This window comes from Nocardia sp. JCM 38205, assembly GCF_058222935.1.
On the sequence record NZ_JBYHFL010000003.1, the window covers coordinates 3,575 to 28,266 of the forward strand.

At 66.7% G+C, this 24,692-nt stretch carries 21 protein-coding genes and 1 pseudogene; 11 read left to right on the forward strand and 11 right to left on the reverse strand.

Translation table 11 applies throughout. The features are described 5' to 3' along the window. Positions 1-747 precede the first annotated feature (747 nt). Both AC4HOU_RS11705 and AC4HOU_RS11710 read left to right on the forward strand, forming a co-directional pair. Positions 748-909 carry a hypothetical protein gene (locus AC4HOU_RS11705; RefSeq protein ID WP_194989007.1) on the forward strand — a complete coding sequence of 54 codons (162 nt, stop codon included), beginning with the start codon at positions 748-750 and terminating at the stop codon, positions 907-909. A 678-nt stretch (positions 910-1,587) separates the two neighbouring features. Beyond that, complete coding sequence (locus AC4HOU_RS11710; RefSeq protein ID WP_163813521.1) at positions 1,588-1,911, forward strand: hypothetical protein; 324 nt, start codon at positions 1,588-1,590, stop codon at positions 1,909-1,911. 61 nt (positions 1,912-1,972) lie between these two features. Here the strand turns inward: AC4HOU_RS11710 and AC4HOU_RS11715 are convergent, their stop codons facing one another. The 7 genes from AC4HOU_RS11715 to AC4HOU_RS11745 all read right to left on the reverse strand — a co-directional run bounded on the left by AC4HOU_RS11715 (position 1,973) and on the right by AC4HOU_RS11745 (position 9,765). Beyond that, positions 1,973-2,683 (reverse strand): maleylpyruvate isomerase family mycothiol-dependent enzyme, encoded by a 711-nt coding sequence (locus AC4HOU_RS11715; RefSeq protein ID WP_490724480.1) that lies wholly within the window; start codon positions 2,681-2,683, stop codon positions 1,973-1,975. Positions 2,684-3,015: 332 nt separating this feature from the next. Next, positions 3,016-3,945, reverse strand: a complete 930-nt coding sequence (gene hutG / locus AC4HOU_RS11720) for a formimidoylglutamase (protein WP_490724481.1) — start codon at positions 3,943-3,945, stop codon at positions 3,016-3,018. A gap of 9 nt (positions 3,946-3,954) precedes the next feature. Next, the gene (gene hutI, locus AC4HOU_RS11725; RefSeq protein ID WP_490724482.1) at positions 3,955-5,130 is read right to left on the reverse strand and encodes an imidazolonepropionase; all 1,176 of its coding nucleotides are present in this window, start codon (positions 5,128-5,130) and stop codon (positions 3,955-3,957) included. A 9-nt stretch (positions 5,131-5,139) separates the two neighbouring features. Next, complete coding sequence (locus AC4HOU_RS11730) at positions 5,140-6,576, reverse strand: purine-cytosine permease family protein (protein WP_163813517.1); 1,437 nt, start codon at positions 6,574-6,576, stop codon at positions 5,140-5,142. A gap of 171 nt (positions 6,577-6,747) precedes the next feature. Next, complete coding sequence (locus AC4HOU_RS11735; protein ID WP_163813516.1) at positions 6,748-7,416, reverse strand: IclR family transcriptional regulator; 669 nt, start codon at positions 7,414-7,416, stop codon at positions 6,748-6,750. 30 nt (positions 7,417-7,446) lie between these two features. Further along, a complete protein-coding gene (locus AC4HOU_RS11740) occupies positions 7,447-8,592 on the reverse strand; it encodes a CaiB/BaiF CoA transferase family protein (protein ID WP_490724483.1) in 1,146 nt (381 codons plus the stop codon). Between the two features lie 9 nt (positions 8,593-8,601). Further along, complete coding sequence (locus AC4HOU_RS11745; RefSeq protein WP_490724484.1) at positions 8,602-9,765, reverse strand: acyl-CoA dehydrogenase family protein; 1,164 nt, start codon at positions 9,763-9,765, stop codon at positions 8,602-8,604. Positions 9,766-10,014: 249 nt separating this feature from the next. Here AC4HOU_RS11745 and AC4HOU_RS11750 point away from each other — a divergent pair. Both AC4HOU_RS11750 and hutH read left to right on the forward strand, forming a co-directional pair. Beyond that, a pseudogene (locus tag AC4HOU_RS11750) lies at positions 10,015-11,364 on the forward strand (amino acid permease); the annotation flags it as partial. A gap of 327 nt (positions 11,365-11,691) precedes the next feature. Further along, a complete protein-coding gene (hutH, locus tag AC4HOU_RS11755; protein ID WP_195020906.1) occupies positions 11,692-13,272 on the forward strand; it encodes a histidine ammonia-lyase in 1,581 nt (526 codons plus the stop codon). A gap of 125 nt (positions 13,273-13,397) precedes the next feature. On the opposite strand, the gene AC4HOU_RS11760 is transcribed toward hutH, so the two are convergent. Both AC4HOU_RS11760 and AC4HOU_RS11765 read right to left on the reverse strand, forming a co-directional pair. Next, positions 13,398-13,541, reverse strand: coding sequence for a hypothetical protein (locus tag AC4HOU_RS11760; protein WP_194991316.1), 144 nt, complete (start codon positions 13,539-13,541; stop codon positions 13,398-13,400). Beyond that, positions 13,538-13,810, reverse strand: a complete 273-nt coding sequence (locus tag AC4HOU_RS11765) for a hypothetical protein (RefSeq protein ID WP_490724485.1) — start codon at positions 13,808-13,810, stop codon at positions 13,538-13,540. Before AC4HOU_RS11765 ends, AC4HOU_RS11760 begins: the two co-directional genes overlap by 4 nt. A 225-nt stretch (positions 13,811-14,035) precedes the next feature. Between AC4HOU_RS11765 and AC4HOU_RS11770 the strand changes: the two genes are divergently transcribed. The 4 genes from AC4HOU_RS11770 (at position 14,036) to AC4HOU_RS11785 (ending at position 16,346) form a co-directional block, all read left to right on the forward strand. After that, positions 14,036-14,260, forward strand: coding sequence for a hypothetical protein (locus AC4HOU_RS11770; RefSeq protein WP_490724486.1), 225 nt, complete (start codon positions 14,036-14,038; stop codon positions 14,258-14,260). After that, on the forward strand, positions 14,244-14,762 hold the full coding sequence (locus tag AC4HOU_RS11775) for a DUF6879 family protein (protein WP_195020431.1): 519 nt from the start codon (positions 14,244-14,246) through the stop codon (positions 14,760-14,762). Before AC4HOU_RS11770 ends, AC4HOU_RS11775 begins: the two co-directional genes overlap by 17 nt. Beyond that, positions 14,743-15,603 carry a helix-turn-helix domain-containing protein gene (locus AC4HOU_RS11780; protein WP_490724487.1) on the forward strand — a complete coding sequence of 287 codons (861 nt, stop codon included), beginning with the start codon at positions 14,743-14,745 and terminating at the stop codon, positions 15,601-15,603. Before AC4HOU_RS11775 ends, AC4HOU_RS11780 begins: the two co-directional genes overlap by 20 nt. A 206-nt stretch (positions 15,604-15,809) precedes the next feature. Beyond that, positions 15,810-16,346, forward strand: a complete 537-nt coding sequence (locus tag AC4HOU_RS11785) for a DUF6879 family protein (protein WP_490724488.1) — start codon at positions 15,810-15,812, stop codon at positions 16,344-16,346. A 156-nt stretch (positions 16,347-16,502) separates the two neighbouring features. Here AC4HOU_RS11785 and AC4HOU_RS11790 read toward each other — a convergent pair whose 3' ends face one another. After that, positions 16,503-17,030: an NUDIX domain-containing protein gene (locus AC4HOU_RS11790; RefSeq protein ID WP_490724489.1), complete on the reverse strand. Its 528-nt coding sequence runs from the start codon at positions 17,028-17,030 to the stop codon at positions 16,503-16,505. A 71-nt stretch (positions 17,031-17,101) separates the two neighbouring features. Here AC4HOU_RS11790 and AC4HOU_RS11795 point away from each other — a divergent pair, with 71 nt between their 5' ends. Next, a complete protein-coding gene (locus AC4HOU_RS11795; RefSeq protein ID WP_490724490.1) occupies positions 17,102-17,593 on the forward strand; it encodes a hypothetical protein in 492 nt (163 codons plus the stop codon). A gap of 410 nt (positions 17,594-18,003) precedes the next feature. Beyond that, positions 18,004-19,131: a toll/interleukin-1 receptor domain-containing protein gene (locus AC4HOU_RS11800; RefSeq protein WP_280212534.1), complete on the forward strand. Its 1,128-nt coding sequence runs from the start codon at positions 18,004-18,006 to the stop codon at positions 19,129-19,131. Between the two features lie 309 nt (positions 19,132-19,440). Here AC4HOU_RS11800 and hutU read toward each other — a convergent pair whose 3' ends face one another. Further along, the gene (hutU, locus tag AC4HOU_RS11805; protein ID WP_490724491.1) at positions 19,441-21,120 is read right to left on the reverse strand and encodes a urocanate hydratase; all 1,680 of its coding nucleotides are present in this window, start codon (positions 21,118-21,120) and stop codon (positions 19,441-19,443) included. Positions 21,121-21,291: 171 nt separating this feature from the next. Here hutU and AC4HOU_RS11810 point away from each other — a divergent pair, with 171 nt between their 5' ends. Further along, a complete protein-coding gene (locus tag AC4HOU_RS11810; RefSeq protein ID WP_490724492.1) occupies positions 21,292-24,654 on the forward strand; it encodes an NAD-glutamate dehydrogenase domain-containing protein in 3,363 nt (1,120 codons plus the stop codon). The last annotated feature ends 38 nt before the right edge of the window (positions 24,655-24,692 follow it).

The window sequence follows — 24,692 nt, forward strand, 5'->3', positions numbered from 1 at the left end:
CGAGTTCCTCCATACAGAATCAAGAGCGCCTGCGGCGGCGCTTCGCGCCTCCGCCGCGCTACGACGCGCAGCGGGTCTTGCTCGTACCTCGCAGTCCCGGCGCGTCGGCACGTCGGCGGCGCGACGCGCTGGCCCAGGTGCATCGGGTCCTGTCCGGCGATCACGGATCCACTTTGGCGACGTGGTAGCACGGAGACTGCCAGCTCTGCCGCACTCTCATTCGACCGGGCAGTGCTGGGCACGTCGTGTGCCCTACCGGGCTTGCTCTCCCGCAGCTCGCCCACGGATCGGCCGGCCTCGTTCGTGGGGCCTGGCTGTGGTCCGGTCCGAGACGGGGACTTGCCGAGGAAGCCGCGGTGGGGTGCCGTGGGGACTCGCTTCGGGTTGCGTTGCGGTGCAGGCGTGGTCGTGTTCGTCGCCGGGCACATAGTTCGTTGGTCACCAGGCGGGGTTGGTGCAGCCGAGGCCGGTACCCGACAGGGCGGCTGGTGGCGTTCACCGTGTTCCTCTCTGTCCGGGCCGGAGGAATCTGCCGATGGCGTACCAGACCGGCCCCACCCTCGCAACGGCCAAGCGGTGTCGACGGCCGGGGGCCACGCGGCACAGCCCCAGCCGAACCCGGCGGTGACCTTCAAGAGGGCAAGGGTGCCGCGCGGCCCCCGGCCGCCGAGCCATTGCGAGGGCGGGTCCGGCCTGGTCCGGGCGGAGCCCAGATTCCACCGACCCGGACAGAGAGGAACCCTCACCATGAACGCCACCATCCACCCCACCGCCTGCACCACCCCCGGCTGCACCAACCCCGCCACCACCACCCTCCCGTACTACGTGCCCGGCGACGAACACGACCACGCCTGCCCCGCCTGCCACGCCGCCTACCTCGAAGCCCTCACCGCCCGCGACGACGACTAACCCGAAAGGGGGCTTCGGCCCCCTCTCACCCTGTCCGAGGCGGGTTGCCGAACTACGGCGCGTCCTTCGGCCGCGTGGCCCTGGTGGTTGGTGGCCTGCATTGTGTTCCCGCGCCCCTCCAGCGTCAAGGGCGCTGCGCGTCACTGCGTGATGGGCAAGCCCACCCTTGACCCCGGAGCCTCTACGCGCGAAAGGCAGGCCCTACGGGGCAGGCGGTGAAGCCAGCCCCCGACATGCGCAGCCCACCAACCACCAAGGCCAAACCGGGGCCGAGATGCGATGAGGTATTACTTTGGGCGCACAAACGTGGGCATACTGACCCGTATTCAGGCGCACAGTCTTCCCTCGAAGGTTCCGAAAGCGATTGCAATGCAACACCTATCGCGGACTGATGCAGACAGTGGCGTACGCGCGAATCGATCAGAAGGTTAGGGGTTCGAATCCCTTCGGGCGCACTTCAGAAGGCCCCTCCCCAGCTCGGGAGGGGCCTTCCTTGGTCTCGGGGGGATACTTTCGTACCATTTTCGCGCCCGATCGGCGCCCGCCCGGCGCCGCACTCGGCAATGTGCGGGGATCGGCAAATGTGCAGGGATCGGCGTCGCCCCTGACCCCTCGAGCGGGCCTGCGCGGCTCGCCAACGGTGGGGAACACCGGTGCCCGACCCGTAGGCTCGCCGTCGTGAAACTTGGATTGCTTTCGTGCATGGGCGCTCTCACCGTCGCTGCGGCGGCTGTGGTGGCGCCGGCCGCCTCGGCCTTCCCGACCGGTTCGTTCGGCGGCGGCGGTGATGGCAGGCAAGTGGTGCTCATCGACGGCACGATGGAGCTGAGCAACCTCGACCAGTGCTGGGCCAGCGGGTTCCCGCGGGAGATCGAGGTCGACAACCGCAGCGACCGTCCCTTCCTGCTCTTCGCCTCCGACAACTGCACCGGCGTCCCCGTCGCGACCGTCGCCCCGCACAGCCGCCTCACCCATCACGGCTGGTCCGGCAAGGCCGCCTGACGACCGACCCGCGAAGTGGTACCCGGCTGCGCACACTTGGCGCGGCCGGGTACCGCCCGTTCTACTTCCAGTCGGGCACAGGGGGGAGCGGCTCAGTGAGCGAATCGGGCGTGGTGCGGCCCAGCAGCCAGACGAGGACGTCGGCGGCGGGCGCGGTGACCGTTGCCGTGGGGGTCCCCGCGCCGATCGTGGCGCTGTATCCGGGCGTGACGATCTCGAACGGCTCAGTGGCCGATGCGCTCAGAGCGGTCGCCGCCTCGGGCAGCAGCCGGTCGACGAACTCGGCTGGCCACTCGGCATGGGTGTAGCCGGATGCCAGGTCCACGTGATGGACCTCGACCTCCTGCCAGCGCATCCACACCACCTCGGTGGCCGGAATGGGGCGGCCCTGGCGGGTGCGGACCTCGGCCTGCCACTGTTCGGGCGTGAGGATCCGGGCCATGCCTTCGAATCGCGCGGCCGACTCCACGAAATCGGTGCGCTGCTCGGCGAGCGGTCGCGGCGCGCCTTCCTCGATATCGTGATCACGCAGGAAAGTGCTTGCGTACTGCGGGGTTTCGATTCCGGTGCGGGCCCAGAGGAACAGGTTGACCAGGCTGTCGGCGTTGCGGCACAGATGGGCGAGCACGTGGCCGCGGGTCCACCCGGGCAGCAGCGACGGCTCCCTCAGGGCGGCGTCGTCCAGGGAGTCGATGGTGGCGAGCAGACGCCGGGTCGATTCGGTGACGGTGTCGAGCAGCTCCAGGGCTGCCTCGTGAGATTCGCTGGTCACGCGTTCGAGATTAACGGGCGGTGATCGGGGAGCCGCCTGGCTCGACTGCCCCGGCATGGGAGCGGCCGACAAGCCACCGGTATGCGATCGGTGCCACAGCCGGCGGACGGGGCGGTCGGGGCGCCCGGCGGCTTGCCCGCCCCGTCCGGGCGAGCACTCACCCGGTCATCCGCTCGCACGGGGAGCCCTCACACCGGTCGTCCGCTCGCACGAGGAGCCCTCACACCGGTCGTCCGCTCGCACGAGGAGCCCTCACACCGGTCGTCCGCTCGCACGAGGAGCCCTCACACCGGTCGCCCCCCGCCCGGGGAGCCGTCACACCGGTAGCCCGTTCAGCTCGGGTTCGCGCGATAGGGCACGTGCCGGGTGGCGATCCGGTGGATCAAGCGCGCCGCTGTCCGCGCGGTCCGGTTGTCGATATCCAGACCGGGATTCAGCTCCGCCACATCCACGACGGCCAGCTTCCCGCTGGCGGTGACGCGATCGCAGACGGCCTGAATCGTCGCGAGCGGAATGCCGAAGGCCGCCGGGGCGCTGACACCCGGTGCGACCGCCGCGGGTAGAACGTCGAGGTCGATGGTCAAGTAGAGCAGGTCGATGTCGGCCATGAAGGCGTCGACGAAACCGAGCGCGGACTCCTGATCGCAATCGTCGTCGAGCAGATAGCGCACGTCGTACTTCGCCGCGGTGTCGAACAGCGCGGCGGTATTGCTCGGCTGGCTGATGCCGAGGACGGCGTAGCGCACGCCGGCGTCGGCCTCGAGGATCTGCCGGAACGGGGTGCCGGAGCTGGGGACGGAGTCGGCCCGCAGATCGAAATGGGCGTCGAGATTGAGGATTCCGATCCGCCCGGCGGCTCGGCCGAGCGCGGAACCCGCGACGCCGAGGTAGGTACCGTAGGCGATCTCGTGGCCGCCACCGAGCACGACGGGGAAGTGGCCGGCGTCGAGCAGTGTGCTCACTTCGGCGCCGAGCGCGCGCTGCCCCTCCTCCAGTCGTGCGTCCGACACCGTCACCGTTCCCGCGTCGTAGGCCCGGTGCGGGGACGCCAAGGCCATCGGGGACAGCGCCTGGCGCAACGCATCCGGCCCCGCCGCCGCGCCAACGCGGCCCTTGTTCCGTCGCACGCCCTCGTCGCTGGCGAATCCGACGAAGACGCACGCGTCGGGCTCGACCCCGGCGCCATACGGTTCGACGACCTGATGCCAGCGCAGATGCTCGGGCGTGGTGCCGTCGGTGCGTCCGGTCCAGCGGGGTAGCATCGAATCTCCTCAGTTCGAGTAGGCGAGCGTGCCGTTGCGCCACACGTGGCTGATCAGCGGCACACCGGGCCGATAGGCCAGGTGCAGATGGGTGGGCGCGTCGAGGGCGATCGCGTCGGCGCGGGTGCCGGGGGTGAGCGTGCCGACGTCGGTGCGGCGCAGCGCGCGGGCGCCCCCGGCGGTTGCCGCCCAGACCGCCTCGTCGGGCGTCATATGCATATCGCGGACCGCGATCGCGATGCAGAACGGGAGGCTGGTGGTGTAGCTCGTGCCCGGATTGCAGTCGGCCCCGAGCGCGACCGTCACTCCGGCGTCGAGCAACGCCCGCGCGTCGGGATAGCTACTGCGCGTGCAGAAGTCGGCGCCGGGAAGCAGGGTGGCCACGGTGTCGCTGTGCGCGAGGGCGTCGATATCGGCGGCGTTCACATGCGTCACGTGGTCGACCGAGGCCGCGCCCAACTCCACCGCGAGTTGCACTCCCGGCCCCTGGCGCAGCTGGTTGCCGTGTACGCGCGGGATCAGACCGTGCGCGATACCCGTGCTCAGCACGGCATGCGCTTGATCGCGGTCGAAGGCGCCGTGCTCACAGAACACGTCGATCCATTTCGCGTGCGGCGCGCACTTCGGGATCATCTCCGCGACGGCCATCGCGACGTATTCGTCGATCCGCCCGGCATACTCCGGCGGCGCCACATGCGCGGCCAGCAACGTCACCTCGTCGGTGTAGCGGCCGGCGACCTGCACGCTGCGCAGCTCATCGGCCACCGACTGCCCGTACCCGGATTTGCATTCCACGGTGGTGCTTCCGGCACGCAGCGATTCGTCCATCAACCGCCGCACATTCGCGCCGAGCTGCTCGTCGGTGGCCGCGCGGGTGGCCTCGATGGTGGTGCGGATGCCGCCTGCCGCGTACTTCTGGCCCGACATCCTGGCCGCGAACTCCTCGGCCCGGTCACCGGCGAACACCAGGTGGGAATGCGATTCGACGAAACCGGGCAGGACCGCGCGCCCGTCCAGCTCATGCCCGGTATCGGCGGCGGGTGCGGCGGCGGAATCACCGACCCACGCCACCACGCCGTCGTCGAAGACGATCGCGGCGTCGCGCCGCAGGCCCAGCGGTCCGTCGCCGAGCGCGGGATCGTTGGTGACGAGCAGTCCGATGCCGGTCAGTGCCGTTGTTGCCATGGATGACTCCTAGATCCGGGTGTCGACCATCGCGGTGTGCGAGGGGTAGATCATCTGCGCGGGCGGGTTGTTGGTGCGTTTGGCGACCGGGTAGTAGATGGCGCCGGTGAACACGATGCCGACGATCCACGAGATATCGGCGCCGCCGAGCATCTCGGTGACGGGCCCGGTGTACATCTTCTGCGCCAGGAACGGGATCTGGGCGACGACACCCAGCGCGTAGCAGATCAGCGCAGGCACATTCCATGACCCGTAGCGGCCCTTGGGGTCGTAGAGCGCGGGCAGATCGATGCGTTCCTTGGAGATCAGGTAGTAGTCGATCAGGTTGATCGCGCTCCACGGGGTGAACACCATCAGCAGCACGAGCACGAAATTCTTGAAGTTCTCCAGGAAGTCCGCGCTCGCGGCGATCGCGATCAGCATCGACACCCCGACGAATCCGAGGATGTAGAGGGTGCGGGCGGTAGTGGAGATGTGCGAGCGGCCGTTGAACGCGGTGACGGTGGTGAGGATCGACATGAACCCGCCGTAGGCGTTGAGCACATTGACCGTCAGCTTGCCGACCACGATCACCAGGTAGATCAGGAACGCGATGGCGGCCGGGCCGGCCAGCTCACCCATGAAGCCGACCTGATTGCCGAGGAAGGCGTCCCCGGCGACGGCCGCGACCAGCGCGCCGAAGGTCATCGACCACTGCGAACCGATGACGCTGCCCAGGAAGGTGGACCAGAACGTGGTGCGTTCGCTGGTGCTGCGCGGCAGGTAGCGGGAGTAGTCGGCGACGTAGGGGCCGAAGGTGAGCTGCCAGCCCGCGCCGAGGGAGATGGCGAGCAGGAAGGTCACCGCATCGAATCCGACGATGCCGAGGTAATCGCCGACGTTGTATTCGGTGAACAACCGGACCGCCAGGTAGCTGAACCCGATGATGCCGATGACGGTGGCGACCCGCCCGACCATGTGGATCAGCCGATATCCGGTGATCGCGACGAACGCGGTGAGCCCGCCGAAGATCAGGATGCCGATCGTCGGGTTGTCGATGCCGAGCACCTTGTTCACGGCTTGCCCGGCGAGCACGGTGCCGGTCGCGGCGAAGCCCAGGTACATCAGGATCACCAGCACCAGAGGCACCACCGCACCCTTGACGCCGAACTGGGCGCGACTGGAGATCATCTGCGGTAGCCCCATGCGCGGGCCCTGCGCCGAATGCAGTGCCATCACCGCCCCGCCGAAGACGTTGCCGATGAGCAGACCGATGATGGCCCAGATGGCGTCGGCGCCGAAGACGACGGCCAACGCGCCGTCGACTATGGCGGTGATCTGCATATTCGCCCCGAACCAGAGCGTGAACTGACTGCGCGGGGTGCCGTGGCGCTCGTTGTCGGGGACGACGTCGATGGTGCGACGTTCGAGGGTGAGCAGGTCCTCTTGGGTGCCGTCGTTCTTCATGGCGGTGCCTGACTTTCTGCGGCGAAATCACTGCGGGGCGACTCGGCTTGCGGCGCCCTTCACAACGGTTCGATGCTGTGTGTTGGATCACGCCACACCGGATATGTATATGCCTGTATAGACAGGCTGTCAAGAGGCTGGAATCCGACGTGGTGTGTGATCGGCGATGGATCAGTGCGAGGTGGTGCTGCGACCGAGCTCGGCCGAGAGCCGAGCGCAGTGGTCGACCAGTACCCGGCCGTGTTCGGCGCAGGTCTGATCGTCGAGGCGGAAGGTGGGGCCGATGATGCTCAGCGCCCCGGCGATCCGTCCGGTGGCGTCGTGGATCGGCGCTGCGACGCCGGTCGAATGTTCCTCGAGGGTGTCATGGGCGATGGCGTAGCCCTCGGCGCCGACCTCACCACGCAAGGCCGCGCCCACCGCGGTGCCGATCAGCGGCACCGTCTGCCCGACCCAGCCCATATGCCGGATGGCGTAGGTGCCCTCGATCTGCGCGATGTAGAGCGCGGTGCCGTGCGGTCCCGGCGCGGACAGGTAGGTCGATTCCCTGGTGGTCTCGGCGATCTCGATCATCGCCGGCCGGGCCCGCAACACCAACTGGTTGTCGGCGATGGCGCGCGCCCCGATCTGCAACAGGCGCGGGCCCACCCGGTAGACGTTGTCCTCGCCGCGCAGCACGAACTCGGTCTGCTCCAGGCTGCGGATCAGCCGCAGCGCGGTACTGGTGGCCAGGTCGGTGGCCTTGGCGGCGTCGGCGAGGCTCAGGCCGCCGTGCTCGATGATGGCGCCGAGCAACTCGAAGGTCCGGCTCACGCTGCGGGTGACCTCGCCGGGAGCCATTCGCGTTTCCTCCATGCGCCGGGTGCCGGGCTATCGCCGCAGCTCTGCGAGCACTTCGTCGTGATGCTCGTTCAGCAGCGGGCTTCGCCGTACCGGCGGCCGTGCGCTGCCGCCGAAGACGACGGGTTGCCGCACGTAGCTTACGGTGCCCGCCGCCGGATGCTCGAAGGACTCGACCACACCGCGGCTGCGTGCCAGCTCGGAACCGAGCGCTTCCGCTACGTCCCACACCGGCGAGCTCGCCAGTCCGGCGGTGCCGAGGATGTCCACGATCTCGGCGACGGTGCGTCCGGCGGCCCAGTTCTCGATCTCCTTGCGCAGCGCGGGCTCGTTGCGGGTGCGCGCGGTGTCGTCGGCGAAGCGAGGATCGGCGATCAGGTCTTCGCGTTGCATCGTTCTGGCCAGCTTCTCGAAACCGGACTGGCTGGCGACGGCGAGGACGAACAGGCCGTCATCGGCCCGGTAGGTGTCGAATGGAGTCGAGATGGGATGCCGGTTGCCCACTCGCTCCGGAGCGGTTCCGGTGGCCTGGAGTTGGCTGTGTGCCGTCGGGAGCATGGCGAGCATGCTGTCGAACATCGCGATGTCGAGGTGCTGGCCGGCGCCGGTGGCCCTGGCGGCGAGCAGTGCGGTGCTGATGCCCCACGCCGCGAACAGGCCCGCGATCAGGTCGCCGAAGGATTCGCCGAGCCGGGTCGGGCCGGATTCGGGCGAACCGGTGATGCTCATGATGCCGGACAGGGCCTGTACGACCAGGTCGTAGGCGGCGGCCCCGGACATCGGGCCGTGCTGGCCGAAGCCGGAGATGGAGGCGTAGACGATGCGCGGATTGCGCGCACGAGCCGCCGCGTAGTCGATGCCGAGGCGGGTGGCGACACCGGGACGGAAGTTCTCGACCACCACGTCGGCGTCCTCGATCAGCCGCAGCACCGCATCGCGACCTTCCGGGGACTTCAGGTCGAGTGCGATCGAGCGTTTGCCGCGGTTGAGCAGCGTGAAGTAGATGCTCTCGCCGTCGCGGAACGGGCCGAGGTGGCGGGCGTCCTCCCCGGTGCGGGCCTCCACCTTCACCACGTCGGCGCCGGCGTCGGCGAGCAGTGCGGTGCAGTACGGCCCGGCCAGCACCCGGGACAGATCGATGACGCGGACGCCGTCGAGCGGGGGTAGTGCGTTCATGTTGGCCTCTCAGTAGTCGAGGGTTCGGGTCGAGGGCGCGTTGCCCGCGATGGTCAGCAGCTGGATCTGCGAGGTGCCCTCGAAGATGCGCAGGATGCGGCAGTCGCGGTAGAGCCGCTCGATTTCGGATTCGCGCATGAAGCCCGCGCCGCCGTGGATCTGCACCACCCGGTCGACGATCCGGAAGCAGGCTTCGGTCGCGGTGTACTTCGCGATCGAGGCGGCCCGGCGCAGGTCCTGACCGGCGTCCTTCGCATCGGCGGCCCAATCCGCGGTCACCCTGGCCGCCACCAGCTCGGCATCGCAAGCGCCGAGAAGTAGTTGGATGGCCTGGAATTCGGCGATCGGATGGCCGAACTGCTTGCGTTCGGCGGCGTACTCGCGGCCGAGTTCCCATGCGCGCAGGGCGATTCCATCGGCCATCGCGGCGACGTCGATGCGGGCGCGGTTGAGCGCGGTGAGCGCGATATTGCCGCCGCGGCCCTCGGTGCCGATCACCGCATCGTGCGGCAGGACGACGTCGTCGAGGTACACGGTGTAGGTGGGCGCCGAGCGGATGCCCAGCTTGTCCTGCGGCTCCGAGAACGAGATGCCGGGCGTGCCCTTCGGTACCGCGAACGCGGTGATGCCGCGGAATCCGGCATTCGGGTCGGTCTTGGCGAAGAGCACGAGCAGGTCGGCCTCGCGGGCATTGGAGATGAAGGTCTTGGCCCCGTTGAGGTGCCAGCCGTCGTCATCGCGGCGCGCCACCGTGCGCATGGAGGCGATGTCCGAGCCCGCATCGGGTTCGGTGAGGGCGAATCCGGCCAGCTGCTGACCCGAGGCGAGCGCGGGCAGCCAGCGTCGCTGCTGTTCGAGGGTTCCGCCGACCAGGATCGGCTCGAGACCGAGGTAGTGGGCGGTGTAGATCGAGGCGAGCGCGGCGTCGGCGCGGGCCACCTCTTCGATGGCGACGAGCTGGGCGCGCGTCGAGAGGCCGAGCCCGCCCAGCTCCTCGGGCACCGAAATGCCCATGAGGTCCTGTTCGGCGAGTCGGCGGATCAGTTCGGCAGGGAATTGCCTGGACTCGTCGCGGGCGGCGGCGCCCGGCAGGATCTCGGCATTCGCGAAGGCGCGCACGGTGCGGCGTAGGTCGGTCGAATCGAGCGAACGATCGAGTAGGTCAACGGTCACGAGGGTCTCCTCGACGGGCTAGAAATTTCATCTGATGAAAGTCGAATGCCACTAGGCGGCATGAATCGACTATGACCTGGATCGCAGAATTTGTCCAGAGCGAATCGAGCCGCGAGAGTGGCGAGCCGGGGGACGTTGACATTCCTGTATAGACAGGCTTATACATGTAGGGCCGATGTGACCCCACGCACATCGATGCTCGAACCGCATTGCTCGACTGCTGCCCCATTTCGAACCCGGGAGTTTGGTGTGAAGACAACCGCCGAAGCGCTGACGCGCGGCCTCACCGCCCGCCACATCCGATTCATCGCGCTCGGATCGGCGATCGGGACCGGCCTGTTCTACGGGTCGGCCGAGGCCATCAAACGCGCCGGGCCCTCGGTGCTGCTGGCGTACCTGATCGGCGGCGCCGCGATCTACATCGTGCTGCGGGCGCTGGGGGAGATGGCGGTGAGCAACCCGGTCTCGGGGTCGTTCGGCGAGTACGCCAGCAAACACCTCGGACCGCTGGCCGGGTTCATGACCGGCTGGACCTACACCTTCGAGATGATCATCGTCTGCCTCGCCGACGTCACCGCGTTCGGCGTGTACATGGGCTTCTGGTTCCCCGATGTCCCGCGCTGGATCTGGGTGCTGGCGATCATCTTCTTCATCGGCGCGATCAACCTGCTGCACGTGAAGGTGTTCGGCGAGGTCGAGTTCTGGTTCAGCCTGGTCAAGATCGTCGCGATCCTTGCGATGATCGCCGGCGGCATCGCCATCCTCATCTTCGGATTCGGCGTGCACGACACCAGCAGCGGCGTGAGCCACCTGTGGGCCGACGGCGGATTCTTCCCCGAAGGGTTCGGCGGATTCGTCGCCTGCTTCGCGATCGTGATGTTCGCCTTCGGTGGCACCGAGATCATCGGCATCACCGCCGGTGAAGCCGAGAATCCGGAGCGCACGATCCCGCGTGCGATCAACACCGTCCCGGTGCGGATCATGCTGTTCTACGTGCTGACGCTGGCCGTCATCATGGCGATCAACCCGTGGCAGACCATCGGTTCCGAGGGCAGCCCGTTCGTGCAGATCTTCTCCGGCCTCGGCATCGGCCCCGCGGCGACGGTGCTCAATATCGTGGTGATCACCGCGGCGCTGTCGGCCATCAACAGCGATATCTTCGGCGCGGGCCGGATGATGTACGGGATGGCCCAGCGCGGCCAGGCGCCCGCGGTGATGAAGCAGGTCTCCCGCAACGGCGTGCCCTGGATGACGGTGGTCATCATGACGATCACGCTGCTGGTCGGCGTGCTGCTCAACTACCTCATCCCGGACAAGGTGTTCCTGGTGATCGCCTCGATCGCCACCTTCGCGACCATCTTCGTCTGGTTGATGATCCTGCTCGCGCACTACCGCTCGCGTCGCCGGATGAGCGCCCAGGAGGCGGCCGCGTTGAAGTTCCCGGTGCCGTTCTGGCCGTACGGGCAGCTGATCACCATCGGGTTCCTGGTGTTCGTAATCGGCGTGATCGCCTTCGACGACGACAGCCGGGTCGCGCTGGTGGTCGGCGTGGTGTGGCTGGCGCTGCTGTTCCTCGCCTATCGGCGGTGGGTGCGGCCGGAGTCTGCTGAACCGGGAGCCGCGCCGGTGGCGGGGCCGATGCCCGCGGGTGCGGCAGCGGAGGTTCAGGAGAGCGGTGTGGCCGTCGCGGCAGGTACTGGGCCCGTCGCAGCTCGTGTGGCCGAACCCGCGGGTGCGGCTCGGGCGGCCGATGGTGCGGCGGTCGGTGCTACCGGCGATACGGCACAGGTGACCGATGCCGCGTCGGCTTCGACTCGGGCGCCAGGGGGACCGTCGTCGCTGCGGTGACCGATGGCGTGTCCGCACCCTCCGGATCCCCGGAGTTTCGTCCTACTACCTATTTCGAAACGGAGAACAATCGTGAGTATGGAGACCTTGCCGCGCGCGGAGCGAGCAGTGGCGGGCAATACCGATCCGGTGATCGTCGGGACCGGTCCCGTGGCGCCTGAAGACGTCGTGCGGGTGGCCAGGTACGACGCCCCGGTCCAGCTGTCGGACGATGCGCTGGCCGCGCTGGCGGAAAGCCGCAAGCGGATCGAGGCGCTGGCCGCCGACCCGAAGCCCGTCTACGGCGTGTCCACCGGGTTCGGCGCCCTCGCGGTCCGGCATATCCCGCTGGAGCTGCGCAAGCAGTTGCAGCGCAGCCTGGTGCGCTCGCATGCGGCCGGGTCGGGGCCCGAGGTGGAGCGTGAGGTGGTGCGCGCGCTGATGCTGCTGCGGCTGTCCACGCTGGCCACCGGCCGCACCGGGGTCCGTCCGCAGGTCGCGCAGGTTTATGCCGCGCTGCTGTCGGCAGGCATCACGCCCGTCGTGCACGAGTACGGCAGCCTCGGCTGCTCGGGCGACCTCGCACCGCTCGCGCACGTGGCGCTGGCCGTGCTCGGTGAGGGCACCGTGCGCGATGCCGCCGGCGAGCTGATGCCCGCCGGCCAGGCCCTCGCCGCCGCCGGTATCGAGCCGGTCGAACTCGAGGAGAAGGAAGGCCTGGCCCTGATCAACGGCACCGACGGCATGCTCGGCATGCTGGTGCTGGCCTGCCATGATCTGCGTAAGCTGCTCCAACTCGCCGACGTGACGGCGTCGATGAGCGTGGAGGGACTGCTCGGCACCGACAAGGTCTTCGCCGCCGATCTGCAAGCCCTGCGCCCCCAGCCCGGCCAGGCCGTCGCGGCGGCGAATATGACTCGGCTGCTGAAGGATTCGCCCATCGTCGCCAGCCACGCCAACCCCGACTGCACCGTCGTCCAGGACGCCTACTCCCTACGGTGCGCCCCCCAGGTGGCCGGCGGCGCCCGCGACACCCTCGCCCACGCCGAGCGGGTAGCGGCCTGCGAGCTGGCCAGCGCCGTCGACAACCCGGTCGTCACCCTCGACGGCCGCGTCGAATCCAACGGCAACTTCCACGGCGCGCCCGTCGCCTACGTGCTCGACTTCCTCGCCATCGTCGTCGCCGACGTGGCCAGCATCAGCGAACGCCGCACCGACCGCTTCCTCGACAAAGCCCGCAACCACGGGCTGCCGCCGTTCCTGGCCGACGATCCGGGCGTGGACAGCGGACACATGATCGCCCAATACACCCAGGCGGCAATAGTTTCCGAGCTCAAGCGCCTGGCGGCTCCCGCCAGCGTCGATTCGATCCCGTCCTCGGCCATGCAGGAAGACCACGTGTCCATGGGTTGGTCCGCCGCCCGCAAGCTGCGCCGGGCACTCGACGGCCTGACCCGCGTCCTCGCCATCGAGGCATTGACCGCCGCCCGCGCCCTCGACCTGCGCGCCCCGCTCGAGCCGTCCCCCGCGACGTCCGCCGTGCGCGCCGTGCTCCGCGAGCACATCGAAGGCCCCGGCACCGACCGTCATCTCTCACCCGAGATCGAGAAGGCGGTGGAACTCGCGGCTTCCGGTGCGCTCGTCGCCGGAGCGGAGTCGGTGATCGGTCCGCTGGACTGAGCCTCACGCACGGATGGTTTCCGCTGCCCCTGTCGCTGACGACAGGGGCAGCGGTGTGCCGGGACCCCGCGAAGCCGGCGACCGCCACCTGATCTACGCCGATCGGTGTGGCCGGCCGTGCCCCGTCACTCATCCTCCGCCCGCCCCAGCGCCTCCACCATCTCCTCGAGCGTCCGCCGCTCACTCGCCATCCCATACCCGTCCAGCTCCGACCAGGTCCCGTCATCCCACTGCACCCACCCCCGCCGCTCTTCGTCAGGATCCGTCACCGCATGTACCGCTCGGCCCGCTGATCCGGGGTAATCGCCCCCACCGCAACAAGAGTCCGATACGCATCCCGCTTATGCGGGCAGGATTCGATACTGCACCTGCGATGCGCCTGCATCACCCCATGCGCCATCCGCGCCGACATCCGAGGAGCGCGCTCCGTGATCGGCGGGTCATCCTCACCGAAGGTGTAGGGCAGTACGTAGATCAGGCCCAGCAGTAATACGGCGATCGAGCCGGCCACGGCGAACGCGGCGATGTAATCCGCCATTGAACCCCCTGCGATTGTTGGTTTTTGGGGACCACCCGGCGCCGGGGAATGAGGGGCACGCACCCGGCGCCGGGGGCTGGCTTCGACGCTAAGTGAGCCCGCGAACAGCTCGGAAGCATGTTGCGAAATGTTGCGCGTAGATTGAGTCTTGACCTCGCCATAGCCGCACAGTCACTACGGATCCCGTAGCGCAACATCGCGCAACACGATAGACAGGGGAGTATCGTGAGTCTCGAGTTCGTCGCCAAGGATCCAGGATCGAACCCCAGTGGATCGCCCACGTTGTACAAAACTTCGACCGGATGGATCGTCCAGGGCTGGAAGGTCTCCGATCCCGACATCCTCGCCCAGATGGATATCCCAGAGGGCGAATCGTGCGTCGAGATCCCCGACCGCCTGGTCCCCTACTTTTTCCGCGAAGCCGAGGCTGCGAGTGGCAATAATCAGTGACGGCGAATTCGACCGGCTGCTGACCGAATTTGCGCAGAGTGCGGTGCATCTGGAAACGCGCGATGCGTACGGTACGGAAATCGAGCTGCCACACATGGCGAAGTGGACTGCTGGTGAACCCGACGATCTCGTTTGGCTCGGCGACTGGTGCGAGAACCTTCGCCGTCATGCAGCCGCCGGCCGCAGCATCCGGAGGGCCAGGATAGTTTCCGAGCCGCTGTCCACGTATCAGCGGTGGTCGCACTCGATCGCGCAGCCGATGGTCGACGCGGGCGAGGACATCCGTTGGGTGCCGAGGCGCCGACTCGACTCGGTTGCCATTCCCGGCAACGATTTCTATCTGATCGACAATGAGCTGGTGATCTTCCTGCACTATTCGGGCGACGGACTCAGCACCGAGAAGGTGACGTCGACCGAGCCTGGGGATATCGACTTGTGCCGCACCGCGTTCGAAGCGGTGTGGCAGTGGGCAATCCCGCATCGTGACTACCAGCCCGTCTAGTTCTGCCCAGGATGCCAGGCGCGCACTCGGTCTCCGATTGCGCGACCTGCGTACCAGGTCGGGCCTGACGATCCGTGAGCTGTCTGCCGGATTGTCCGGCGGCAAGCACTACACACGGATCTCGAAGATCGAGAACGGCCGACAGCTCCCGACAGCCCGCGATATCTCCGAGTGGTGCCGCCTCACCGGCGCCACCGACCACGAACAGGATCTACTCGCCACCCTCAGGGCGGTCGACTCGGCCTACATCGAGCATCGGCGGGAGTCTCGGGCCGGGATGAAGCGGGTTCTGGGCGCACATACACCGCAGCGATATCGGGCAACCCGGGTCTTTCGCATATACGAACACAACGTGATTCCCGGCTTGTTCCAGACGCCGGAATACGCGCGGGCGATGCTGCGATTCTGGGTCCGGTTCCTGAACACACCGAACGATATCGACGAGGCCGTGGCTGTCCGGATGGAGCGCCAGCAGATCGTGCAGCGTGGCGGGCGCAGATTTGTCATCGTCTTGGAGGAGCAAGCCCTGCGCACTTGGTTCGGGACCGCCGAGGTCCAGGCAGGTCAATTGGGCCGCCTCTTGGAGGTGATGTCCCTGCCGCAGGTTTCCCTCGGCATCATTCCGCTGATGCGCGAGCGTGGCGGTGTGGGCTCGACCGGTTTCTGGATCTTCGATGACGAACTGGTCGCGCTCGAAACCCCATCCGCGAGTATGCAGGTCACGCAGCCGGCCGAGGTGAGCCTGTACGCCCGCATGTTCGAAGAGCTGAAACGGTCTGCTGTCTACGGCCGGGAAGCCCGGCAGCTGATCGTGAACGTACTCGAAGAGCTCGACCAGTAGAGCCTGCCTGTCGCGAGGGCTGCGATCGCAGGAATCGCACGGTTCGGCCTACAGCACGTGTCCGAGCTCGTCGCTTACCGATACCGGCCGTGGGACGCTCACACTGTCGGGTCGGGCGGTGAGCGAACCGGAAATTCTCGAGCAGCTCACGTTGGCCGAGGATGAGACCGCGATCGAAGTACCACGACGGGAGAGGACGTTCTACGGTGCAACTGCTGAACGGCAACCCATGGCCTGAACTGTTCGGGCAATGTCGGCGGGAAGCATTCCACCTGGAGGTCCGCGACTCGTACGCGGTTGCGAAGGAATCCGAGCCGTTCCGCCGGTTTCTCGACGGCGAACCCGACGATAACGAGTGGTTCGAGCCGTGGGCACGCCTGGTGCGGGAGACGACAGCGCGCGGGGTGAAGGTGACCAGAGTGCGAGTTGTCACCGTTCCGCACGCCGACTACCAGCGATGGTTACTTGCCTTGTCCGCGCTCAACGTTGCAGCCGGCGAGGATATCCGGTACTTGCCCCGCCATTTGGTGGACGCGAATTCCATTCCGCTAGACGATTTCTGGTTGTTCGACGATGCCCGGGCAGTATTCAATCTCGTGGACGAGGAGGGTCGCGCCGCCGGGGCAACGGCGTTGACGGTCGACCCAGCGGTGGTAGCACGCTGCCGTGAGGTGAAGGAACGGCTCTGGCGGCTGGCCACGCCATACGCCGATTACGTCGCTGCGGTCAGCACCGGACGGTGACCGGCTCGATACAGGAGGCGCGCGAATTGCCTGCTGGTGCGTACAGATCATCGGCAACTGAGGAGCCCGCACGATCGCAGTCGCGGGCGCGGCTGACTCGCTACGCCGGGTTGCCCGACGTCGCAGCATTCCGTGACAGGGTGATGCTCGAGCGGGTCAACTGAGTGACAACGCCCGGTAGACACCGACGACGGTCGCCGCGCCCACGATCTCGCCCCGGGCGATCATGTCGACTGCTTCGGACAGAGGGATCCACGCCACCTTCTCCGCCTCGTTGATGTCGGGCTCGGTTGTGGTGAGGTCGGCGCCTCGTGCCAGGTACACCTCTTGTGGCTGGTCCAAGGTGCCGATCGCAGGTTGATAGGTGACGAGATGCTCCATCGAGCGCGGCCGCCAGCCGGTCTCTTCCTCGACCTCCCGTGCCGCAGCTGCCGCGACGTCCTCGGTGTGGTCGACGTAGCCCCCGGGAAGCTCCCACACCCAGCGGTCGATGATGAACCGGTGCCGGTACATGAGCAGTACCTCACGGTCGTCATTGAGCACCAAAGTCATGGCGCAGCGCGCCATTCGCGCCACGTACTGCGTGAACCGCACGCCATCCGGTAGTTCGATATCGACGGTGGAAAGCTGGATATGCCGGTTCTCGCCTACCCGGCGCTCGCCGAGAATCTTCCACTGGGTCACGCCTCGACGGTATCGGTGGATCTCACCCGAAGCCAGACTCAGGGACCAACGCATTTGAACAGGTCGCGCGAGTGGCACGTGGCGGTAGGAAACGCTGCGTCGCTGTCACCGGCCACATGAAAATCACTCCGGACACGGCGAAGCTGGTCTACGACCGGATCGTGCAGGAGTTGGACGGGCTCGAGGACCTGGTCGTCGTCAGCTGTATTGCGCGGGGTGCGGACGCGGTGTTCGCGCAGGCGGTGCTGGATTGTGGCGGGCCGCTGGAGGTGGTGTCGCCTTCGCGCAACTATCGGAAGCGCAGGGTGAAGCCTGACCATGCCGAGTTGTTCGACCGCCTGCTGGCCAGTGCCGCGTCCGTCCACGTCATGGACTTCGATGATGCCGGCCGGGACGCCTACGAAGCCGCCAACGCCCAACTGTTGCTCGGCGCCGATCGGCTGATAGCAGTGTGGGACGGCAGGTCAGCGAACGCGGTGGCACCGGAACTGTTGTCGAACTCGCCCGCAATGCAGGCGTTCCCGTCGAGATCATCTGGCCCCGAGGGCGCAATGCGCTACTGAGTAGACGTCGCTCGTCTCCCCGCTCGATCTCAATCGCAGAGATATGCCGGTTCTCGTCTACCCGGAGCTCGCAGAGAATCTTCCACTATCCAGGCGTCGAAGGTATAAGTTGTTGGATCCACGACTAGGTTCAGCATGGGTGTTCCGCGGGCAGTAGCCTACGTGACGGCTCTGCCACTAACGCCGGGCGACAAATTCCACACCAACCGACTTCGCCAGCGCCAGTTGCGATCGTGGGATGTCCTAGGCGGCGTCCTCTATCGTGGATTGTTCGGTATGGCCGGTGGGTGACGAGGAAAGGAAATCGGCGTACCGTGGTCGGGTGATGTCAATAAACGGGCCGGTCAGTATGATTTGAGTATCGCCGGAAAGTCGCGATCCAATCGGCGAACGATGTATCCTGCCCAAACATGAGTAACTCCTACGAACAGCCTCCTGTCCGGTGCTTTATCAGTTACCGACGGGTCGACAACACGGCGTTCCTCGGTGTCGTGGATCGCATTAAGTCGGATCTATCTGGTCGCTTCGAAGCTGCGACAGGCCGCAAACTGGAAATTTTCCTAGATCGCGACAATATCGGCTGGGGAGAAGATTGGCGTGAGAAGATCAATAGTAGTATTCGCCAAGCGACATTCTTTATTCCGATATTGACGGCTAGATATTTTGATAGTCCGGCCTGTCGGGAGGAGTTCCTCGCCTTCCACGAGAATGCGAACGAACTAGGGGTCACGGAACTTATTATGCCGATCATTCTGTCTGGCATGGCCCAGCTCGAGCGCGCTGAGGAACCTGAACCGGCGGCGGTAGCGATGGGACTCCAGTGCGTGCGCATAGATAATGAGTTCTTGGATGGCTTTGAATCCCCGTCCTGGAACCGGAAGATCCATGCTATGGTCCAGGGATTGGAGGAAGCGCTCTCTCGTGCGGAGGCTAATCTTGCGGCACGGGAGGGGTTTACGGTCGTAACGGATAATGTGCAAGCCACGCATTCCTTGCAGGGAAGTGAGGAAGAGTCTGCGGAGGTAGGGGCGGACCTCCTCGAGTTGCAGTCCAAGATTGATGAACTCAAAGATCAGCTACCGGAGGTAGGCAAGGATTTCGCAGACCTTGCCGAGAAGCTGATGGGTACGATGGATAGCGCATTCTTTAATCTCCCCCGGCAGCGTCAAACTGCGATCCTATTGCGCCTAGCAAGAGATATCGAGGGACCGAGCATCGCATTCAAAGAGTCCGCGGGGTCGCTGGAACGTAGTGTCTCCGCAGTGGATGCGCAGCTGCGCATGATGCTGCAAGAATTCTCGGAAATGGAGTCTCAAGGCGGTCGGGCGATGGGATCGGTGCTGATCAACGGTTTCAGTGGGCTGGAGGGGGTGCAAGAGATTCGTGATCAAATGGTGACCGCCTCCGATGCATTTCAAACTGCGGGAATGTTTAATGTCAACCTTCGGCGCGCCATACGTCCAGCGTTGGTTGGGGCAAATTCGCTGCGGACAGTTCTCGATATTCTGGCAGCTTGGAACGAGATTCCAGGGGAATAACTTCGGGCGAAGCTATTCTCTCGCTTCGATTGGATAGATTTATCGCGTATCTGGCAGGTTATTCGTTCAAGTCATCGAGAGGCTTTGTGATCGACGCGACACGCGCCTATCTGTCAACCCTGGATTGCGAATAGGAGGCAAGATTGTTGCGACGTATGGAAGAAACGAAATACATTGGATGCGCCCGATGTGATCGTCACTGATTCACGGTGGAATTGCCATCGACGCGACGCTTTCCTGAACACACGACGACCCCGGAACTGCCCCTCACGCAGCTCCGAGGTCGTCTCGGCACTCGAAGGGCTGGGTTCAGCTCTCCTGCATAGGAATCCGAACCCCGCGCTCGCGCGCGACATCGGCGGCGTGCTCGTACCCCGCATCCACATGCCGGATCACACCCATACCGGGATCATTGGTCAGCACCCGCTCCAGCTTCTGCGCGGCGAGCTCGGTGCCGTCGGCGATGCAGACCTGGCCGGCGTGGATGGAGCGGCCCATGCCGACCCCACCACCGTGGTGGATGGACACCCACGAAGCACCGGACGCCGTGTTCAGCAGGGCGTTGAGCAGCGGCCAGTCGGCGATGGCGTCGGAACCGTCTGCCATGGCTTCGGTTTCGCGGTAGGGGGAAGCCACCGAGCCGGAGTCGAGGTGGTCGCGGCCGATGGCTACGGGGGCGGAGAGTTCGCCGGAGGCGACCATTTCGTTGAATTTCAGGCCCGCGCGGTGCCGTTCGCCGTAGCCGAGCCAGCAGATTCGCGCGGGCAGGCCTTCGAAGTGCACCTTTTCGCCTGCCATGGTGATCCAGCGCTTGAGGTGCTCGTTCTCCGGGAACAGTTCGAGGATCGCCTTGTCGGTGGCGGCGATGTCCTTGGGGTCACCGGAGAGCGCGGCCCAGCGGAAGGGGCCGAGGCCCTCTTCGAAGAGCGGCCGGATGTAGGCGGGGACGAATCCGGGGAATTCGAAGGCGCGGGCGTACCCGCCCTTGCGGGCTTCGTCGCGGATGGAGTTGCCGTAGTCGAACACCTCGGCGCCCTTGTCCATGAACCCGACCATGGCTTCGACGTGCTTGGCCATCGAGGCCTGCGCTTCGGTAGTGAACCAGCCCGGATCCTTGTCGGCGAGCTTGTGCCAGTCCTCCAGAGCCACGCCGATCGGCAGGTAGGACAGCGGGTCGTGGGCCGAGGTCTGGTCGGTGACGATGTCGATGGGCGCGTCCATCTCCAGCAGCTGCGGGAACACCTCGGCGGCATTGCCGACCAGGCCGATGGACAGCGGCTTGCGTTCGTCGCGCATCTTGATGGCCAGGTCTAGCGCGTCCTGCACGGTGTCGACCTTGGTGTCGAGGTAGCCGTGGGCGATGCGGCGGTCGATGCGGGCCGGGTCGCAGTCGACGCAGATCGCGACGCCCTCGTTCATGGTGACGGCCAGCGGCTGCGCACCGCCCATACCGCCCATACCGGCGGTGAGGGTGATGGTGCCCGCGAGCGTGCCGCCGAAGCGCTTGCGCGCGACGGCGCCGAAGGTTTCGTAGGTGCCCTGCAAGATGCCCTGGCTGCCGATGTAGATCCAGGAGCCGGCGGTCATCTGCCCGTACATGATCAGGCCGAGCTGTTCGAGCTTGCGGAACTCCTCCCAGTTGGCCCAGTCGCCGACCAGGTTGGAGTTGGCCAGCAGCACGCGCGGCGCCCACTCGTTGGTGCGGAACACGCCGACCGGCTTGCCGGACTGCACCAGCAGCGTTTCATCGGATTTCAGCGTCTTCAGCGTGCGCACGATGGCGTCGAAGGCCTCCCAGCTGCGGGCGGCGCGGCCGGTGCCGCCGTAGACGACGAGATCGTCGGGGCGTTCGGCGACCTCGGGGTCGAGGTTGTTCATCAACATCCGCAGCGCGCCTTCTTGCTGCCAGCCGAGGGTGCTCAGCTCGCTGCCACGGTCGGCGCGGACGGGACGCGGGCCGGACTGCGGCCGGGTGGAAGCGTCGGTCATGGGGTTCTCTCCTCAGAAAAACGAATGTGTGCCGAATCACTGGTTAGGTGTATAGTCCTGTATATACAACCACCTGTCAAGCGTCCTCAGCGGAAGCGGTGAGACTTCCGTTCGGAAGGTAGTGACATGAAGGCAACGTCGACGGCTCCGGTGCGAGATTCGAATACGGATGTGCGATACGAGCGACCCGGAGGCGGCTGGGATGAGCGCTTGCGGGCCACTCCGATCGCGCCCCACCTCGCCGACCACTACGTATCGGCTATATCAGAAGGCTATAAGCAGGACGTCGATCCGGGTAGCGCCCCGAACGACCTCGCCCACCTGGAATACCTCGGCCCCGGCGACGTCGAGCTGGCGCTGCACCGGATCCCGGAATCGAGCGAGGATTGGGTGCTCACCCTCTACCTCGGTGGACGGCCGGCATCGTTGAGCGAGGTATTGCCGATCGTGCAGAGCCTCGGCGTGGAGGTGCTCGACGAGCGGCCGTACGTCATCGCGAATACCGGCGGCCTCGCCTGCCGCATCTACCGCTTCTCGCTGCGCTATCCCGAACGCCTGCTACCACCGCATCTGGACGACGCCGATTTCGCCCGCCGTTTCACCGCCACCTGCGCCGCCATCTGGCACGGCCGGGCGGAGGCGGATCGTTTCAATGAACTGGTACCGCGCGCGGGACTGGACCACCGCCAGGTCATCGTGCTGCGCGCCTACGCGAACTATCTGCGCCAAGGCGAATTCCCGTACAGCCGAGCCCATATCGCGAACGTCCTGGGTGAGCATCCCGGGATCACGCGCGGCCTGGTGAGTCTGTTCGAGGCCCGATTCGATCCGGCCGCACCGGAGTCCGATACCGAATCACTGCTGGAGACGCTCGAGGAAGGCATTGCCGCCGTCCCCGGCTTGGATGCCGACCGTATTCTGCGCGCCTACCTCAGCGTTATCGACGCGACTCTGCGCACCAACCACTACGTCCACGGCGAACCCGGCGACGACACCTGCCTGGCCGTCAAACTCGATCCCCGCCGGATTGCCGAACTCCCTTCGCCGCGGCCGCATTTCGAGATCTACGTCTATTCCCCGCGCGTGGAGGGCGTGCACATGCGGTTCGGGATGGTGGCGCGCGGTGGGCTGCGCTGGTCGGATCGCAAGGAGGATTTCCGCACCGAGGTGCTCGGGCTGGCCAAGGCGCAAGCGGTGAAGAATGCCGTCATCGTGCCCGCGGGCGCCAAGGGCGGCTTCGTGGTCAAGCGTCCGCCCGCACCCACCGGCGATCCCGCCGCTGACCGGGAGGCGCTGCGGTCCGAGGGAATTCGCTGCTACCGCACATTCATCGGCGGGCTGCTCGACCTCACCGACAATCTCGACCTCACCACCGGCGCCGTGATCGCCCCGCCCGGCGTGCGCCGCCGCGACGGCGACGACACCTACCTCGTGGTCGCCGCCGACAAGGGCACCGCCACCTTCTCCGATATCGCCAACGATGTGGCCGCGAACCACGGCTACTGGCTCGGCGACGCCTTCGCCTCCGGCGGCTCGGTCGGCTACGACCACAAGGCGCTCGGCATCACCGCCCGCGGGGCGTGGGAGAGTGTGAAACGGCATTTCCGCGAGTTGGGCGTGGATCCGCGGTCGCAGGATTTCACCGCGGTCGGCATCGGCGATATGAGCGGCGACGTCTTCGGCAACGGCATGCTCGCGTCCAGGCATATCCGGCTGGTCGCGGCGTTCGACCACCGCCACATCTTCCTCGATCCCGATCCCGACGCGGCGACGTCCTACGCCGAACGCTCCCGGCTGTTCGCGAAACCACGCTCATCCTGGGCCGATTACGCGCCCGAACTGATCAGCGCGGGTGGCGGGGTGTGGGAACGCACGAGCAAATCCGTGCCGATCAGCGCCCAGGCGCGCGCCGCGCTCGGCCTGGCCGACGATGTCACCGCGATGACACCGCCGGAACTCGTGCGCGCGATCCTGCGCGCACCGGTGGATCTGCTCTGGAACGGCGGCATCGGCACCTATGTCAAGGCGAGCACCGAGACCCATCTGGACGTCGGAGACAAGAACAACGACGCCGTCCGCATCGACGGCGCCGAGGTCCGTGCCAGGATCGTCGGCGAGGGCGGCAATCTCGGCTGCACCCAGCGCGGCCGCATCGAATACGCCCGCGCGGGCGGGCGGATCAATACCGACGCCCTGGACAATTCGGCGGGCGTCGACTGCTCCGACCACGAGGTGAATATCAAGATTCTGCTCGACGGCCTGGTCGGAGCGGGCAGGCTCACCACCGGCGAACGCAACGCGCTACTGGGTGAGATGGCCTCCGAGGTATCGCGGCTGGTGCTGGCCGACAATGCCTCGCAGAACCAGCTCATGGGCACCAGCCGGGCCAGGGCAGCGGCCTCGATCGCGGTGCACGGCAGGCTCATCGACCATCTCGAGGCCACCACCGGCCTGGATCGCGAACTGGACGTGCTGCCGAGCAAGAAGGAGATCGCCGCGCGGCAGCGGGCGGGACAGGGGCTCACCTCACCCGAGCTCGCCACCCTGCTCGCGCACGTCAAGCTCGGGCTGCAGGCCGACCTGCTGGCCGGCGATCTGCCCGACAGCCCGGCCTTCGCCGACGATCTCGCCCGCTACTTCCCGCGCCCACTGCGCGAGCGGTACGCCGACGTGATCGCCGAGCATCCGCTGCGCCGCGAGATCGTGGCGACGGTGCTGACCAACACCGTCGTCGACAACGGCGGCATCACCTACGCCTATCGGCTCTCGGAGGAATCCGGTGCCAGCAATGCCGACGCGGTGCGCGCGTTCGCCGTGGTCGCGGCCGTCTTCGACCTGCCGGCCCTGTGGCGTGACATTCGTGGCAGCGGGTTGAGTGCCGAGCTCACCGACGAGTTGATCGTGCTCAGCCGCAGACTGCTCGACCGGGCCTCGCGCTGGATGCTCACCCAGCGCCCGCAACCGCTGGCCGTCGGCGCCGAGATCCGGCGCTTCCGCGATCGCATCGCCGAACTGACACCGGGGGTGGCGGGCTGGTTGTCCGGCAGCGACGCGGCCGATCTGGGCAAGCGCACCGCCGCGCTGGTCGATCGGGGCGTTCCGGAGGATCTGGCCGCGCGCGTGTCGCTGCTGCTGGATCAGTTCGCGCTGCTCGACATCATCGAGATCGCCGAGATCTCCGGCCGCCCGCCCGCCGCGGTGGCCGAGGTCTACTACCTACTCGGGCAACGGCTCGGCGTGGTGCCGCAACTGGTGGCGGTATCCCGGCTGGAACGCGGCACGAAATGGAACGCACTTGCGCGCGTGGCGTTGCGCGACGAGTTGTACGCCACGATCCGCGCACTCTGCCAGGACGTCCTGGCCGACGGCGACCCGGGCGAGCCCGCCGAAGACGTCATCGGTGGATGGGAGCAGCGCAGCGCGGCCCGGCTCGACCGCACGCAACGTATCCTCGGGGCAATCTCGGAATCGGGCGAACAGGATCTGGCGGCGCTGTCGGTCGCGACCAGGCAGCTACGGGCGCTGGCGCGATGAGCACGCGGGCCGGTACGAAAACCCGTGAGGCAAGGGAA

Coding starts and splice junctions, on each gene's coding strand:
- AC4HOU_RS11740 (WP_490724483.1), bottom strand. CDS start 8,592: ATGAACGCACTACCCCCGCTCGACGGCGTCCGCGTCATCGATCTGTCC.
- hutU (WP_490724491.1), bottom strand. CDS start 21,120: ATGACCGACGCTTCCACCCGGCCGCAGTCCGGCCCGCGTCCCGTCCGC.
- hutI (WP_490724482.1), bottom strand. CDS start 5,130: ATGGCAACAACGGCACTGACCGGCATCGGACTGCTCGTCACCAACGAT.
- hutH (WP_195020906.1), top strand. CDS start 11,692: ATGGAGACCTTGCCGCGCGCGGAGCGAGCAGTGGCGGGCAATACCGAT.
- AC4HOU_RS11765 (WP_490724485.1), bottom strand. CDS start 13,810: ATGGCGGATTACATCGCCGCGTTCGCCGTGGCCGGCTCGATCGCCGTA.
- hutG (WP_490724481.1), bottom strand. CDS start 3,945: ATGCTACCCCGCTGGACCGGACGCACCGACGGCACCACGCCCGAGCAT.
- AC4HOU_RS11735 (WP_163813516.1), bottom strand. CDS start 7,416: ATGGCTCCCGGCGAGGTCACCCGCAGCGTGAGCCGGACCTTCGAGTTG.
- AC4HOU_RS11730 (WP_163813517.1), bottom strand. CDS start 6,576: ATGAAGAACGACGGCACCCAAGAGGACCTGCTCACCCTCGAACGTCGC.
- AC4HOU_RS11705 (WP_194989007.1), top strand. CDS start 748: ATGAACGCCACCATCCACCCCACCGCCTGCACCACCCCCGGCTGCACC.
- AC4HOU_RS11800 (WP_280212534.1), top strand. CDS start 18,004: ATGAGTAACTCCTACGAACAGCCTCCTGTCCGGTGCTTTATCAGTTAC.